Origin of the sequence: Janthinobacterium sp. TND4EL3, from assembly GCF_900156175.1 — a bacterium.
Lineage (GTDB): Bacteria > Pseudomonadota > Gammaproteobacteria > Burkholderiales > Burkholderiaceae_D > Janthinobacterium.
This window is the reverse complement of record NZ_FTMV01000004.1, coordinates 45,385-58,900: the sequence shown is the minus strand read 5'-3', so window position 1 is coordinate 58,900 and position 13,516 is coordinate 45,385. Positions and strand designations below refer to the sequence as shown.

The 13,516-nt window shown below is 63.3% G+C and carries 15 protein-coding genes; 10 read left to right on the top strand and 5 right to left on the bottom strand.

Going from position 1 to position 13,516, the window contains the following annotated elements; all coding sequences use genetic code 11:
* The first annotated feature begins 1 nt into the window (after window position 1).
* From BXA07_RS08410 to BXA07_RS08400, 3 genes are all read left to right on the top strand, one after another.
* Window positions 2–667 carry a DUF1345 domain-containing protein gene (locus BXA07_RS08410; RefSeq protein WP_076567264.1) on the top strand — a complete coding sequence of 222 codons (666 nt, stop codon included), beginning with the start codon at window positions 2–4 and terminating at the stop codon, window positions 665–667.
* A gap of 201 nt (window positions 668–868) precedes the next feature.
* Complete coding sequence (locus BXA07_RS08405; RefSeq protein ID WP_076567263.1) at window positions 869–1,246, top strand: HPF/RaiA family ribosome-associated protein; 378 nt, start codon at window positions 869–871, stop codon at window positions 1,244–1,246.
* Window positions 1,247–1,516: 270 nt separating this feature from the next.
* Complete coding sequence (locus tag BXA07_RS08400; protein ID WP_076567261.1) at window positions 1,517–2,482, top strand: GGDEF domain-containing protein; 966 nt, start codon at window positions 1,517–1,519, stop codon at window positions 2,480–2,482.
* Between the two features lie 30 nt (window positions 2,483–2,512).
* Here the strand turns inward: BXA07_RS08400 and BXA07_RS08395 are convergent, their stop codons facing one another.
* Complete coding sequence (locus BXA07_RS08395; protein WP_244556224.1) at window positions 2,513–3,121, bottom strand: DUF5610 domain-containing protein; 609 nt, start codon at window positions 3,119–3,121, stop codon at window positions 2,513–2,515.
* Between the two features lie 143 nt (window positions 3,122–3,264).
* Here BXA07_RS08395 and sbcB point away from each other — a divergent pair, with 143 nt between their 5' ends.
* Window positions 3,265–4,713, top strand: coding sequence for an exodeoxyribonuclease I (gene sbcB / locus BXA07_RS08390; RefSeq protein WP_076567258.1), 1,449 nt, complete (start codon window positions 3,265–3,267; stop codon window positions 4,711–4,713).
* 43 nt (window positions 4,714–4,756) lie between these two features.
* On the opposite strand, the gene pyrF is transcribed toward sbcB, so the two are convergent.
* A complete protein-coding gene (pyrF, locus tag BXA07_RS08385) occupies window positions 4,757–5,581 on the bottom strand; it encodes an orotidine-5'-phosphate decarboxylase (RefSeq protein ID WP_076567257.1) in 825 nt (274 codons plus the stop codon).
* Window positions 5,582–5,738: 157 nt separating this feature from the next.
* Between pyrF and BXA07_RS08380 the strand changes: the two genes are divergently transcribed.
* The 5 genes from BXA07_RS08380 to BXA07_RS08360 all read left to right on the top strand — a co-directional run bounded on the left by BXA07_RS08380 (window position 5,739) and on the right by BXA07_RS08360 (window position 9,512).
* Entirely contained in the window at window positions 5,739–6,353 is a 615-nt protein-coding gene (locus tag BXA07_RS08380; RefSeq protein WP_076567255.1) for a LemA family protein, read from the top strand.
* 1 nt (window position 6,354) lies between these two features.
* Window positions 6,355–7,185 carry a TPM domain-containing protein gene (locus tag BXA07_RS08375; protein WP_076567254.1) on the top strand — a complete coding sequence of 277 codons (831 nt, stop codon included), beginning with the start codon at window positions 6,355–6,357 and terminating at the stop codon, window positions 7,183–7,185.
* Window positions 7,185–7,706 carry a TPM domain-containing protein gene (locus BXA07_RS08370; protein ID WP_076567252.1) on the top strand — a complete coding sequence of 174 codons (522 nt, stop codon included), beginning with the start codon at window positions 7,185–7,187 and terminating at the stop codon, window positions 7,704–7,706. The genes BXA07_RS08375 and BXA07_RS08370 overlap by 1 nt, the downstream gene beginning before the upstream one ends.
* Window positions 7,707–7,777: 71 nt before the next feature.
* Complete coding sequence (locus tag BXA07_RS08365) at window positions 7,778–8,542, top strand: SDR family NAD(P)-dependent oxidoreductase (protein WP_076567251.1); 765 nt, start codon at window positions 7,778–7,780, stop codon at window positions 8,540–8,542.
* Between the two features lie 544 nt (window positions 8,543–9,086).
* Window positions 9,087–9,512 (top strand): VanZ family protein, encoded by a 426-nt coding sequence (locus BXA07_RS08360; protein WP_076567249.1) that lies wholly within the window; start codon window positions 9,087–9,089, stop codon window positions 9,510–9,512.
* Window positions 9,513–9,533: 21 nt separating this feature from the next.
* On the opposite strand, the gene BXA07_RS08355 is transcribed toward BXA07_RS08360, so the two are convergent.
* Window positions 9,534–9,809 carry a hypothetical protein gene (locus tag BXA07_RS08355; RefSeq protein WP_076567247.1) on the bottom strand — a complete coding sequence of 92 codons (276 nt, stop codon included), beginning with the start codon at window positions 9,807–9,809 and terminating at the stop codon, window positions 9,534–9,536.
* A gap of 221 nt (window positions 9,810–10,030) precedes the next feature.
* On the opposite strand from BXA07_RS08355, the gene BXA07_RS08350 reads away from it, so the two are divergent.
* Entirely contained in the window at window positions 10,031–10,498 is a 468-nt protein-coding gene (locus tag BXA07_RS08350; RefSeq protein WP_076567246.1) for a hypothetical protein, read from the top strand.
* Between the two features lie 41 nt (window positions 10,499–10,539).
* Here the strand turns inward: BXA07_RS08350 and BXA07_RS08345 are convergent, their stop codons facing one another.
* Entirely contained in the window at window positions 10,540–11,667 is a 1,128-nt protein-coding gene (locus BXA07_RS08345; protein WP_076567244.1) for a M24 family metallopeptidase, read from the bottom strand.
* Between the two features lie 194 nt (window positions 11,668–11,861).
* Window positions 11,862–13,373 (bottom strand): dipeptidase, encoded by a 1,512-nt coding sequence (locus BXA07_RS08340; RefSeq protein ID WP_076567242.1) that lies wholly within the window; start codon window positions 13,371–13,373, stop codon window positions 11,862–11,864.
* Between the last annotated feature and the right edge of the window lie 143 nt (window positions 13,374–13,516).

Sequence of the window (13,516 nt, the reverse complement as noted above, 5' to 3'; positions counted from 1 at the left end):
CATGAAAATCACGTTTCCGTTTCACAGCTTCATCCGCAGCCGCCCCCACCTGAGCCTGGCCACGGCCATCGGCGTGGCGGCCGGCCTGCTGCTGCCCCCGTCGTGGCAACAGCTGACGCGTTTGCTGACCGCATGGAACGTGGCCGTCTGGTTTTACCTGGCCAGCATGGCCTGGATGATGATGCGCGCCAACCACCACCGGGTGAAAGTGATGGCGGCGCGCCAGGATGAGCGGGCCGCCACGGTGCTGTCGGCCCTGTCCGTCGCGTCCGTGATGAGCCTGGTAGCCATCGTCTCGCAGCTGTCCTCGATGAAAGACATGGCGCCGGACGAACGCGCGCTGCATTACGGCCTGACCATCCTCACCCTGGTCGGCTCCTGGTTCCTCGTCGGCACCCTGTTCTGCTTTCACTATGCCCACCTGTATTACCAGGCGGACGCCGGCCAGCGCCCCCTGAAGTTTCCCGACGACGAGCAAAACCCCGATTACTGGGATTTCCTGTATTTCGCCTTCACCATCGCCGTGGCCGTGCAAACGTCGGACGTGTCCGTGCAGACGCGGCTGATGCGGCAGATCGTGCTGGGACAATCCGTGCTGAGCTTTTTCTTCAACCTGGTCGTGCTGGGACTGTCGATCAATATCGCGGCCGGCCTCATCAATGGATAAAGCTGGCAGCGGCTTGAAAAGATTCTGCGGGGAAACTTGACCTGGGTGTAGGGTTAAGCTCATCTTAATCGTGCGCCCCCTCTTGAAATACTGGAAACAGGAGTAAGATAAGTTCCATGCACAGAGGTCATGTGCATGAGGCAGCAACCAGGCCGCAGCACGCCTGAGATGGGTTTTTTTTGAATTGACAGGAGTAAGCATATGCAAATCAATATTCATACCGACAGCACCATCGCCAACACCGCTGGACTGAACGAACATGTGCAATCCGTACTGGAAGCCGCACTGAACCGCTTCCGCGACAACCTGACCCGCATCGAAGTCCACATCAGCGACACGAACGGCCCGAAAGGCGGCGCCGACGATATCCGCTGCGTCATGGAAGCTCGCGTTGCCGGCTATCAACCAATCGCCGTCACCGAACAGAACGCCACCGTGCACCAATCCATTGCCGGCGCCACCGACAAACTGAAACGCGCCATCGATAGCGCCCTGGGCCGCCTGCAAGACAGCAAGCGCCACGCGACCGGCAAGAATGCCGTGATCGATACGGCCGAAGCGGAAGAAACCGCCGAGTAATTCCTCCACCCGCAGGATTTCCAGAGACTGAGGCAGCCGTTCAAGGCTGCCTTTGCACATCTGGCCCCGATATCGACCTTCCCTGCGCGACAACATCCATAGCAGAACAGCAAGCGTTCCAGCGTATTCAGGCGACAAAGAAATAATTGTCGTATTTCTCATAGTAAGTGACATCAAGCAAGCCTTTGCCGTTACGGTCAAGGCCGCTTTACGCTATCATGAAGATACCGGCCCCCTGCTCGCGCGCGCCGGCTTTTTGAAAGTGTGATTGTGGAACAGATCGGCAACTTCGGCGCTTCAGGCTGCAACATCGGCGATTTACAGCTATTTCGCGATGGGGCGGATAGCCAGACGGCCGCCATCCTGGCGCCCTGTCCCGTCGTGCGCCTGGAAGCGGGCGACGCCATCAGCGACACGCACGGCGCCAGGCTGTACATCGTCCTGCGCGGCTCGCTGGCCGTGGCCGCCGACACCCATACGGGCATGGACGACGGCACCGTCAGCAAGGTCTTGCCCGGCGAAAGCGTGGGCGAACAGTCGGTGCTGGACGAAGCGAGCAACCTGGCCGCCATTTCCGCCTTGGAAGAAACAGATCTGCTGGTGATCGACGCGGCCACCGTCTGGGAATTGATCGAGCAGTCGAACGGCCTGGCGCGCAATCTGCTGCGCTTGCTGTCCTTCCGCATCCGCGCCGCCAACGCCATGCTGCGCCGCCGGCAGAAACTGGGCGAATTCTACCGCCAGCTGTCGATGGTCGACAGCCTGACGGGCCTGTACAACCGCGCCTGGCTCACTGATTTACTGCCGAACATGATCGTCACGGCCCACGGCAGCGGCTCGCCCCTGTCGCTGGTGATGATAGACCTCGACCACTTCAAGCGCTTCAACGACACGCACGGCCACCAGGCCGGCGACCAGGCCCTGCGCATCGCGGCGCAAGTGCTGGGCGCGGCCCTGCGGCCCACGGATTTTGCCGTGCGCTATGGGGGCGAGGAAATGATGGTGATCTTGCCCGATACCAACGAACACGTGGCCTTGCTGGTCGCCGAGCGCCTGTGCGCGCGCATGCAGCAAGCCGTCATCTTCAACGACATGCGCAGCGCGCTGCCGCACATCACGGGCTCCTTCGGCGTGGCCAGCCTGGCGGCGGAACAGGACGACGAAGCGCTGATCGCGGCGGCTGATGCGGCGCTGTACCGCGCCAAGGCAGGCGGGCGCAACCGCGTAAGCACCTGATATTCTCAGGCGCTTTCGGCGTAATAATGATCAGGCAGCCTTGCTGTCGGCCGGCTTGGCGGCGTCATTGTTCTTGCTGCTGTGGGCGGCGATGAAATCCGCATAGCCCTTCTGCACCAGTTCATAGGTCTTGTCGATATTGCTGGCGATACCGCCGTTGAGCACTTTCAAGCCGCCCAGGATGTCGCGCGCTTCCTTGAAGCCCTTCTCCATGCCGCCGCTGATGGTGTCCATGAACTTGCTCAGGGCCGTATCGTCGTCCAGGCCGGGATTCTGCTTCTTGTAGGCGTCAAAGAAACCCGTCGACAGCGAGACGATGCGGCTCGCCGTCGCTTCGGCGCTGTTGTCCTGCGAGGCCGCGTTCTGGATCGCATCTTCGCCGTACTGGCCCTTCAGCGCTTCGTTGATGTTGGTGATGGCCGTCTTGTACAGCAGCGCCAGCGGCTCGTTTTCCGAACCGATGGACACGTTCAGCGACGCCTGCATGATGGAAGCGTTCAATTGCAGCTTGGTGCGGTCGTTTACGCTCATTTCAGCATTGACGCCATGCTGGACTTTATCGTCCTTGCCGGCAACGCCCGTACTGACGGAAGTCACGGAAGGGGTGGAATTGCCGCTAACGGCGATGGGAATTGACACGATAGGCCTCCTTGAACGGGGAATATATGCCACCATGCGGGAAACGCGATAATGGCCATCCTCTCGTGTAGTATCGGCAGGTTTTCAGAAAACTGAAGCGGCCCGGACAATTAAGATAACAATCAAGCAAGCAACGACCATCAATGACTAACCAGACCTTTCTTTGGCACGACTACGAAACCTTTGGCGCCCAGCCGCGCCGCGACCGCCCGGCCCAGTTCGCCGCCATCCGCACGGATGCCGAACTCAACGAAATCGGCGAACCGATCATGCTGTATTGCCAGCCTGCCAATGATTTCCTGCCCGACCCGCAGTCGTGCCTGATCACGGGCATCACGCCGCAGCAGTGTCTGCAGCTGGGCGTGCCAGAACACCAGTTCGCCGCCACCATCGAAGCGGCCTTCTCGGAGCCGGGCACCATCGGCGTGGGCTACAACACCATCCGTTTCGACGATGAAGTCACGCGCTTCCTGTTCTGGCGCAATCTAATCGACCCGTATGCGCGCGAATGGAAAAACCATTGCGGCCGCTGGGACATCCTCGACGTCGTGCGCATGACGCACGCGCTGCGCCCGGAAGGCATACATTGGCCGAAGCGCGACGACGGCCAGACCAGCTTTAAATTGGAACACTTAAGCAAGGCCAATGGCCTCGTCCACGAAGCGGCGCATGATGCCTTGTCCGACGTGCGCGCCACCATCGCCCTGGCGCGATTGATCCGCGAAAAGCAGCCGAAACTGTTCGAGTTCTGCCTGGCCCTGCACAAGAAGGACCGGGTCGCCAGCGAAATGGGCATGCACCTGGCCGCCAGCGAGCGCCAACCTTTCCTGCACGTGTCGGGCATGTTCCCGGCCGAACGGGGCTGCCTGGGCGTCGTCTGGCCGCTGGCCACGCACCCGGGCAACAAAAACGAGATCCTCGTCTGGGATTGCGCCTACGATCCGCGCGAACTGTTCTCGCTGGACGCCGACACCATCCGCACGCGCTTGTTCACGCGCAATGACGCCATGCCCGAAGGCATGACGCGCCTGCCCGTGAAGAGCGTGCATTTGAACAAGTCGCCCATGCTGGTCGGCAATTTAAAGACCTTGTCGCCGGCCACGGCCGCGCAATGGGGCATCGACGTCGATGCGGCAAAGGTCAACGCGCAATTCGCCGCCGCGGCGCCGAACATGGACGCCATCTGGGCCGAAGTGTTCCAGCGCCCGGGCGCGAACACCGCGCTGGACGTGGATGAGGATTTGTACAACGGTTTCGTCAGCAACGACGACCGCCGCCTGCTCGAATCGCTGCGCCGCGACACGCCGGCCAAACTGGCCACGGCCCGTCCCTCGTTTGCCGACGAGCGCCTGCAGGAATTGCTGTTCCGCTACCGCGCCCGCAATTTCCCGCAAACCCTGAGCGAAGCGGAAAGCCTGCGCTGGGAACAGCACCGTGCCGCCCGCCTGTTCGACGGCGACGGCGGCGCCCGCACCATCGAAATGCTGTTCACGGAAATCGACGTGCTGTCGGAATCGGTCGATGAGCGGGGAGAGGAAATTCTGGGAGCACTGTACGACTATGCGGAGATTGTCGCCCCGCAAAGAGACTGAATGCAAAATGCCGGGCTAGCCCGGCATTTTTTATGCATGCAACTTAAACCGAACGATGTTGATTGATCGCATCGCGCGTTTCGATCGCCACGCGGCGCGCCGCGTCGGCCCAGTCTTCGCCATCCTGCGGCGTGGCGTAGATGATGGCGCGCGAGGAGCTGATCATCATGCCCATGCCATTGGCCGTCTGGCCCGCGCCGACGGTGGCGGCGATATCGCCGCCCTGGGCGCCGATGCCGGGCACCAGCAGCGGCATGTCGCCCACGATGGCGCGCACTTGCGCCAGTTCTTCAGGGAAGGTGGCGCCGACGACGAGCGCGCACTGGCCATTCTTGTTCCATTTTTCGGCCACCAGGCGCGCCACGCGCTGGTACAGGGGCACGCCGTCCGTGTCGAGAAATTGCAGGTCCGAGCCGCCCGGGTTCGAGGTGCGGCACAGGATGATCACGCCGCGGTCCGCCCACGCCAGGTAGGGGTCGAGCGAATCCTCGCCCATGTAGGGGTTCACGGTGACGGCGTCGGCGCCGTAGCGCTCGAACGCTTCGCGCGCGTATTGCGTGGCCGTGGCGCCGATGTCGCCCCGTTTCGCGTCGAGGATCAGGGGGATGTGCGGATAGTTCTCGCGCACGTAGCGGCAGATGTCTTCCAGCTGCTTTTCCGCGCCCAGCGCGGCAAAATAGGCGATCTGCGGCTTGAAGGCGCAGGCCAGGTCGGCCGTGGCATCGATGATGCGCGTGCAAAAGGTGGTGATTCCATCAGGCAAGTCGCGCAGTTCGGCCGGCAGTTTCGCCAGGTCCGGGTCCAGGCCCACGCACAGCAGGGAATTATTGGCCGTCCATGCGGCGGATAATTTATTGATGAAATTCACGGCACACCTTCTCTATATTCAGTTGCAAACCCCGTATTGTAACGCGGCGCGGACCTGTCAAGTCAGCCTGTGGTGGCCACCCGCGCTTATTAAACCGACATGGCGGGCCGTTTCAGGTATATTTGCCCCACCTCCTTTACTCTGCACGGAACCCATCATGCAAATCACCAAACAATTCACCAAATGGCTGCGCCTGGCCCTGAGCGTCACCGTCCTGGCCGGCATCCTGACGGGCTGCGGCTACAACGACTTCCAGAGCAAGGACGAAGCCACCAAGGCCGCCTGGGGCGAAGTGGTCAACCAGTACCAGCGCCGCGCCGACCTGATCCCCAACCTGGTCAATACCGTCAAGGGCTATGCCACGCACGAGCGCGAAACGCTGGAAGCGGTGACCAAGGCGCGCGCCGCCGCCACCAGTTTCCAGATCACGCCGGAAGTGCTGAACGACCCGGCAGCCTTTGAAAAGTTCCAGCAGGTGCAGGGCCAGCTGTCGTCGGCCCTGTCGCGCTTGATGGTAGTGTCCGAGAAATATCCTGACCTGAAGGCCGATACCAGCTTCCGCGACCTGCAGTCGCAGCTGGAAGGCACGGAAAACCGCATCACCGTGGCGCGCCAGCGCTACATCGCCGCCGTGCAGGACTACAACGTGCATGCGCGCAGCTTCCCGAACAACCTGACGGCCATGGTCTTCGGCTACAAGGTCAAGCCATCGTTCACGGTGGAAAACGAAAAAGCCATCTCGACCGCGCCTACCGTCAACTTCGGCAAATAAGATGAAAACCTGGTCTTATCTGGCGGCGCTGGCGACGGCGCTGCTGCTGTGGACAGCCTTGCCCGCCAGCGCGCAGGGCTTGCAGCCCGTGCCGCCGCTGGCGGCGCGCGTGACGGACAACGCCGGCATGCTCGACGACAAGCAGAAAGCGGCGCTGGAAGGCGTGCTGGCCGACTACGAAGCCAAGACGGGCAGCCAGATCGCCGTGCTGCTGGTCAAGAGCACGGAACCGGAAGCCATCGAGCAATACAGCATCCGCGTGACGGATGCCTGGAAGCTGGGCCGCAAGGGCGTCGATGACGGCGTGCTGCTGATGGTGGCGAAGGACAACCCATCGTCCTTGCGCCGCCTGCGCATCGAGGCGGGCCGCGGCGTGCAGGGCGTGCTGACGGATGCGCAGTCGAAACGCATCCTGCAGGACGTGATCGCCCCACATTTCAAGCAAAACGACTATTACGGCGGCCTGGTGGCCGGCATAGGCGCCATCGCCACCCTGCTCAACCAGGAACAGTTCCCCGCTCCGGCGCAGAAACAGGCGCCGGCGACCGTGGACGCGGGCGGCCTGACCTTCTGGCTGCCGCTGCTGTTCTTCGGCTTCCTCGTCGTGCTGACCCTGTTCCGCTCGCGCGGCGGCCCCACGCGGCTGCAGCGCGGCAGCAACTGGTCCAGCGGCGCCACGGGGGTCGTGCTGGGCAGCATCTTGAACCAAGCGCTGAACAACCGTGGTGGCGGCTTCGGCGGCGGGGGAGGCTTTGGCGGTGGCGGTGGCGGCGGTGGTTTCGGTGGCGGCGGCGGCGGTTTTGACGGCGGCGGCGCCTCGGGAGATTGGTAATGACGAAACAACTGACATTCGGACAACGCTGCGGGCGCGCTTTAAAACATTTGCGGGGCACGCCGGCGACGGCGCGCCAGGCCTTTCCCGAACGTACCCTGAAAGCCATCGAAACGGCGATTGCCGACGGTGAAGCGATGCACCGGGCGGAAGTGCGCCTGATCGTCGAGGCGGCACTGACGCCGGGCATGGCCTACCAGGGCGTGAGCAACCGCGAACGGGCGCGCGAACTGTTCGCCCAGTATGGCGTGTGGGATACGGAAGACAACGTTGGCATACTGATCTATATCAACCTGGCCGAGCACCAGGTCGATATCGTGGCCGACCGCAACGTGGGCCGGCGCGTGACGCCGGAACAGTGGCATGCCGTGTGCCGCACCATGACCAAAGGGTTCAAGGATGGCAATTACCACGACAGCACGCTCGCGGCCTTGCAGCAGCTCAATACCCTGCTGCAAAGCCATTTCCCCGCCGATGGCACGCGCGGCAACCAGTTGCCGAACGAACCCATCCTCCTCTGATCCCGCGCGGGGATTACAATCGGCCATGGCTCCGCAGCATGGCGGCGCCCCCACCCCGCCGAGGAGAACACATGAGACTGACCGATAAAACCGCCATCGTCACGGGCGCCACGCAAGGCATCGGCCTGGCCTGCGCCAGCCGCCTGATCGCCGAGGGCGCACAGGTGATGCTGGTCGACATCAAGGAAGAAGGTGCGCAGGCAGCGGCCGCCCTGGGTCCGCAGGCGCACTTCTTTTGCGCCGACGTCAGCCAGAAGGCGGACGTGGACGCCATGCTGAAGGAAACCCTGGCCCGCTTCGGCCACATCGATATCCTCGTCAACAATGCGGGCGTGACGCACGCGGCCGATTTCCTCGACGTGTGCGAAGACGATTTCGACCGGGTCATGCGCATCAACCTGAAATCGATGTTCCTGTGCGGCCAGGCCGTGGCGCGCGAAATGGTCAAGCGCAACAGCGGCTGCATCATCAATATGTCCAGCGTGAATGCGGAGCTGGCCATTCCGAACCAGGTACCGTACGTGGTGTCGAAAGGCGCCATCAACCAGCTGACCAAGGTCATGGCCCTGAACCTGGCGCAGTACGGCGTGCGCGTGAACGGCATCGGGCCGGGCACCATCCTGACGGAACTGGCCAGGCAGGCAGTGCTGTCGAGCCCGCAGGCGCGCCACACGATTCTGTCGCGCACGCCGCTGGGCCGCTGCGGCGAACCGGAAGAAGTGGCCGGCATCGCCGCCTTCCTGGCCAGCGATGACGCCAGCTACATGACAGGCCAGACCATCTATGTCGATGGCGGACGCATGGCGCTCAACTACACGGTGGCCGTGAAAGAGTGAAACAGGCGAGTTATATCAAAAAAGAATAATGCATATCTAAAAAGATCATTAGACACATATCGTGCGACGCAGCATAATGCACCTGTCTCCACTATTCTCCTCCAAGAAAATAGTTTTAAGCCCGCTTTCACCAGCGGGCTTTTTTTTTTGCTGCCACGACTGAAACATGGTCGTTCTTGCCATTACGTCCGATTTTTCCAATCAATATGCCTGCGCCGCAAAAAATGTTGCGGCGTGTCATAGGCCCGTCATTTTCGCCCCCTATACTTGCTTCATCTGCTGTACAGGCAACCGATATGCCTGACTGCAGGCAGGTGTGCCGCGATGGCACACCACTCCCCTTTCATGACCGTGGCGGGCGCCGGCAAGGCGCGCGGCATGGTGAGTACCGAGCAACTGTCAACTCTTGACCCTTTCATTTGGGTTTTTGGCCCGCGCCCCCGCGGGCCTTTTTTTTGCCTGTCCAGCAAGCGCTTGCGCAAAAACACGGTGGCCCGCCATGCGCATGATATTGTGACTGCCTTTCCATTTGTCCTGACGCCTCATGTCCGCACTCTTGCTCGAACTCTGTTTTTCCGATCGCCACGAACGCCTGCGCTACCGCACGGCCCTGGTGTTGTATGTGCTGGTGATTTTGATCGGCGACATCCCCGGCGTGCGCGCCGACGTGGGCCAGTACGCATCGGGCGGCGTGCTGCATTCCTTCGGCTATGGCGTGCTGGCCCTGATCCTGTTCAGCGGCACGGGCGGCGGCATGGCGCGCCGCGCGCTGCTGTCGGTGCTGATGGTGGCGGCCATGGGGGCGCTGGACGAATTCATCCAGAGCTTCCTGCCTTACCGCCATGGCGCCGTGAGCGACTGGGTGGTCGATGTCACGGCTGCCGTGGCGGTCTGCCTGCCGCTGTGCTTCCTGTGGCCCAGGATGGTCGCCGCCGCCCTCGGCAAGCCTGCGCCGCTACCGGAAGCCTGAACGGACGCACGCCACGGCCCATCAGCTGCGGTCCAGCAATTCCAGCGGCAACTGCTCCTGCTTCCGTGCACCGCGCGCGCCCACGCGCCGCATCAGGGCGCGCATTTCGCGCCGGCTGCCGGCACCCAGGGCGCGTGCCGCGTCGCGCTGCATGTCCAGCAACTGTTCCGAGCGGGCCAGCCGCACCAGGCCATGCAGGGCCTGGGCCAGCACATGGCGCGCGCGGGCATCGTGCGCGCTGCCGGCGACGGCCAGCACCAACTCGTCGATCAGTTTTGCGGTAGGGCCAGATGACATTTTTTCTCCCGATTGAACAGTGAGGAAACGTGCGAGTGCACGAAATGTTGATTGCCAACATCTCTTATACCAAGCGCGACAATTAGCCGCTTGATCTAGCTCAATCAGCACTGATGGCCGCCGAACATCCCCGCCCCGCCATGCTCTTACATGCAGCAATCGCCGCTATCCGCAGTCACTGCGGATGCCGATCCTGAGTGTGCGACCATGAGGAGACCAAGATGAGATCGAAAACAACCCTGCTGCTGACCGGCATGACATGCGCCTTGCTGGCGGCCTGCCATTCCTCGGACAATGCGAGCCTGGCCCGCAGCAATAGCGGCGAAACCTATGCCGCGCCGGCCGGCACGACGCCGCAAAGCAGCACGCCGGCCAGCACCACGGCCAGCACCGCCACCGATACCGGCATGAGCGGCGATATGGCGGGCCAGTCCGGCATGAACATCAGCTCGGCCACGGTGCAATCGATAGAAACCGTACCGCGCAGCATGGATCAAAGCAGTGCCGACATGCAGTCGGGTACGTCCGGCACCGCCGGCAGCACCTCTGGCGCGACGGGCAATATGCTGTACCGGGTCACCTTGCGCCTGGACGACGGCACGACGCGCACCTTCATGCAAAACACCCAGCCCGCCTTCCAGATCGGCGACCGGGTCAGCGTGCAAAAAGGCGTGATGCAGCGCTATTGACTGTTGCCGATGCTGGCCGATGTCTTTCGTACAGGGCCGCATCAGGCCAGCGCCAGGGTCAGCGGCCGGCTGCGCCCCTGCACCACGGCCGAGGGCCAGGCCGGGTCGTGCGTCAGATTGTGCAACTGGCCGCCGTCGAGCAAAAACGTGTCTTCCACCGTGCTGCCGGGCAGGCTGGGGTGGAAGGCCAGCGCCATGCCGCGCTTGAGGATGATTTCCGTGTGCGCCCCGGCCGCCACTTCGGGCGCCAGGTAGCCATGGATGCCACCCTGCCGGCTGGTACGCACCGTGTCGGGCTGGCCCGCATAGGCATAGGCGCTGTCGAGCGCGTGGTACACCATGCTCAGCGCATGGCCCGTCTCGCAGGCGTCGAGGGCGACCGCTTCCAGCGCCAGCATGGCGGCATCGGCATCGTCCATGACCACGGCCGCGCCATCGGACCGATGCTGCGCCGGGCCGAAGCGGCGTTGACGGCTGAGGCTGGCGCACAGGCCGAAGCGCCGCGCACACAGGGCCAGCACGGCTTGCGCACCGAGCATCACCTGGGCCGGCGGCGCGCGCCGGTAACGCTGCCGGCGGTCTTCGCCGCTGACCAGCACGTGCACGGCTTGCAAGCCCCGCAGCCACAGCGCGCGCACGCAGACGGCGGCCAACTCCAGCTCGCTCCAGTCGGGGCGGGCCTGGCGCAGCGCATCCGCGGCCGCGCTGGCGGCCAGCTGTCCCACCTGCCGGTAACGCTGCTGCTCCGATTCCAGCAGCACCAGCCGCTCTTCGCGCAGGGCCACGGGCAGGCTGCGTTCGTGCAAGCCTGGCCGGTCGGACAAGACAGGCAAGCCGCCGGCCACATGCTGCACGAAATGCTCGCGCAATTCATACAGCTGCGGCTGCATCCACGGCGACACTTGCCATGTCCATGGCCCGCGCACCTCTTCCTCGCGCATGCGCATGGCTTCGGCTTCGTCCGTCAGGATATAGGCCGCGTCCCGCGTGACGAGCACTTCCGCACAGCCGCACTCGGCTGTATGACAATGGCTGTTCGACGCGCCCGCCGTGGCCCAGGCAAACCAGTCCACGCCCCGCAGGCGCACGGCGCCCGCATGCTGGTCTTCCAGCCAGCCCCGCATCTGCGCCAGCTTGTGCGCCACTTCCAGTTCCAGCGGCCAGTTCATGACCGCTCCTTGCCCGGCACCGGGCGTGACGCCCCCCTGCCTGCCCTGCCTGGCGCCAGCCGGGCGTCCTGTCGACTATGCATAGCTGCTCCCTTCCCAGATGGAAACGTAAGACCCGCGCGCAAACAAAAAGTTCGCCGCCCGGACTTGTCCCAGGTTTGCAGTCTATGACTTCCTTTTATTTTTTCAAGCGGCTATTTCGCCAGTTCGACCAGCACGGCCGCGTACATCTGCAAGTTCAGCAGCAGTTGCTTTTCCGTGATGAACTCGTGCTCGGAATGGCCCGTGTACACCGTGTGCGGCATGGCGGGGCCGAAACTGACGGCGTTCGGGAACAGGCGCGAATTGGTGCCGCCGCCGATGGCTACCGGCTGCGGATTGGCGATCCCCGTGTAATGCTCGAAGACCGATAGCAGGGTGGGAATCTGCGGCGCGCCCGTCTGCAGCCACGGCTCGCCGATCTGCACCTGCAGGGTGGCCGGCACCTGGCGCCGCGCCTTCCAGCCATCGAAGGCGGCCGTCACCTGCTGCTGCAGCACGGCCGCCGTCTTGCCCTGCGGACGGCGCAGGTTGATATTCAGTTCCAGTTCTCCGCCTTGCTGCCTGAGCACGGTAGGCGCCACCGTCATCGGTCCCATGAAGCCGTCGCGGTAGGCGATCTGGCCGAAACGCTCGCCGTAAATGCCCGTGCCCACCAGTTCATTCAGGAACGACAGCATGTCGGCCGCCTGCGTTCCCTGCCACGGCTGCACGGCCAGGGCGTCGGCCAGCATGCCGATGGCGTTGACGCCGTCTTCCGGCTTCGACGAGTGGGCCGACACGCCCAGCGCCGTCACCGTCAAGGTCTCGCCATCGCGCGCATACGTGTAGCGCATGCCCTTCTGCTGCTGCGCGCGGGCGCGGATGGCCGCTTCCAGCGCGGCCGGCGCGCGTTCGATGACGGCGGTGGCGTCTTCCGGGATCTGGCTGCCGAAAAAGCCGCCCGTCAGGCTCGTCAGCACGGCGCCGCCGTCGGCCGGCAGTGCCGTGCGCGGCGGCAAGGTCAGCTTGATGGAACCGTAGCCCTTCTCGGCCGTCACCACCGGGTATTCCGCATCGATGGTGATGTTCAACTGCGGCGGCGTGTGGGTTTTCAGGAACTGTTTCAGCGGTTCCCAGTCCGATTCCTCGGCCATGTAGACGTACAGCTCGATGCGCTTGCTCAACGGCACTTGCTTGTCCTGGATGGCTTTCATCGCATACAGGGCCGTGGCAATCGGTCCCTTGTCGTCTTCCGTGCCCCGTCCCAGCAGTTTGCCCGGTTCGCTGGTGCGGTCCAGCTCGAACGGCGAGCGGGCCCACTTGGCGGGATTGACGGGCTGCACGTCGCCGTGCGTGATCACGCCCACGCGCTCGCTGCCCTTGCCCATGCCGACGATCACCACGTGGCCATGATCGTGGAAATCGAAACCGAGGCGCTGCGCCTCAGCCGCCAGATAGCGTTTAAAACCCGTGTGCTGGGCATTGTCGGCAAACGGCACGGCCGGGTCGGCCACCGTGTTGAAACTAATCATCCGCGCCAGGCTGGCGATCAGCGCTTCGGGATAAGTGGCCAGCGCGTAGCGGGCCGTGTCCTGCGCCTGCGGGCTGACGGGGGCGGCGTGAACGGAGAAAGCGGCGGGGATCAATAAGCTGAGCAGGGACAGGCGGGCAAGTTTCTTGAACATGGGGCGGCACATGAAATAGGGAAAGCCACTCTAGCATTCCCCTGCCCGCTTTCCAATCAACATGAGTTTTTTACCGATCAGTACGCAAATTCCCGATTCGCATTATCATGTGCCCAGCCTGTCTTCCCCGCCACGCCGTCATG

What these genes read in the sequence shown, in the direction of transcription:
- BXA07_RS08370 (WP_076567252.1), top strand. Translation starts at nt 7,185, where the DNA reads ATGACGAAACAACTGACATTCGGACAACGCTGCGGGCGCGCTTTAAAA.
- BXA07_RS08405 (WP_076567263.1), top strand. Translation starts at nt 869, where the DNA reads ATGCAAATCAATATTCATACCGACAGCACCATCGCCAACACCGCTGGA.
- BXA07_RS08345 (WP_076567244.1), bottom strand. Translation starts at nt 11,667, where the DNA reads ATGAACTGGCCGCTGGAACTGGAAGTGGCGCACAAGCTGGCGCAGATG.
- sbcB (WP_076567258.1), top strand. Translation starts at nt 3,265, where the DNA reads ATGACTAACCAGACCTTTCTTTGGCACGACTACGAAACCTTTGGCGCC.
- BXA07_RS08355 (WP_076567247.1), bottom strand. Translation starts at nt 9,809, where the DNA reads ATGTCATCTGGCCCTACCGCAAAACTGATCGACGAGTTGGTGCTGGCC.
- BXA07_RS08380 (WP_076567255.1), top strand. Translation starts at nt 5,739, where the DNA reads ATGCAAATCACCAAACAATTCACCAAATGGCTGCGCCTGGCCCTGAGC.
- BXA07_RS08375 (WP_076567254.1), top strand. Translation starts at nt 6,355, where the DNA reads ATGAAAACCTGGTCTTATCTGGCGGCGCTGGCGACGGCGCTGCTGCTG.
- BXA07_RS08360 (WP_076567249.1), top strand. Translation starts at nt 9,087, where the DNA reads ATGTCCGCACTCTTGCTCGAACTCTGTTTTTCCGATCGCCACGAACGC.
- BXA07_RS08365 (WP_076567251.1), top strand. Translation starts at nt 7,778, where the DNA reads ATGAGACTGACCGATAAAACCGCCATCGTCACGGGCGCCACGCAAGGC.
- BXA07_RS08410 (WP_076567264.1), top strand. Translation starts at nt 2, where the DNA reads ATGAAAATCACGTTTCCGTTTCACAGCTTCATCCGCAGCCGCCCCCAC.
- BXA07_RS08340 (WP_076567242.1), bottom strand. Translation starts at nt 13,373, where the DNA reads ATGTTCAAGAAACTTGCCCGCCTGTCCCTGCTCAGCTTATTGATCCCC.
- BXA07_RS08350 (WP_076567246.1), top strand. Translation starts at nt 10,031, where the DNA reads ATGAGATCGAAAACAACCCTGCTGCTGACCGGCATGACATGCGCCTTG.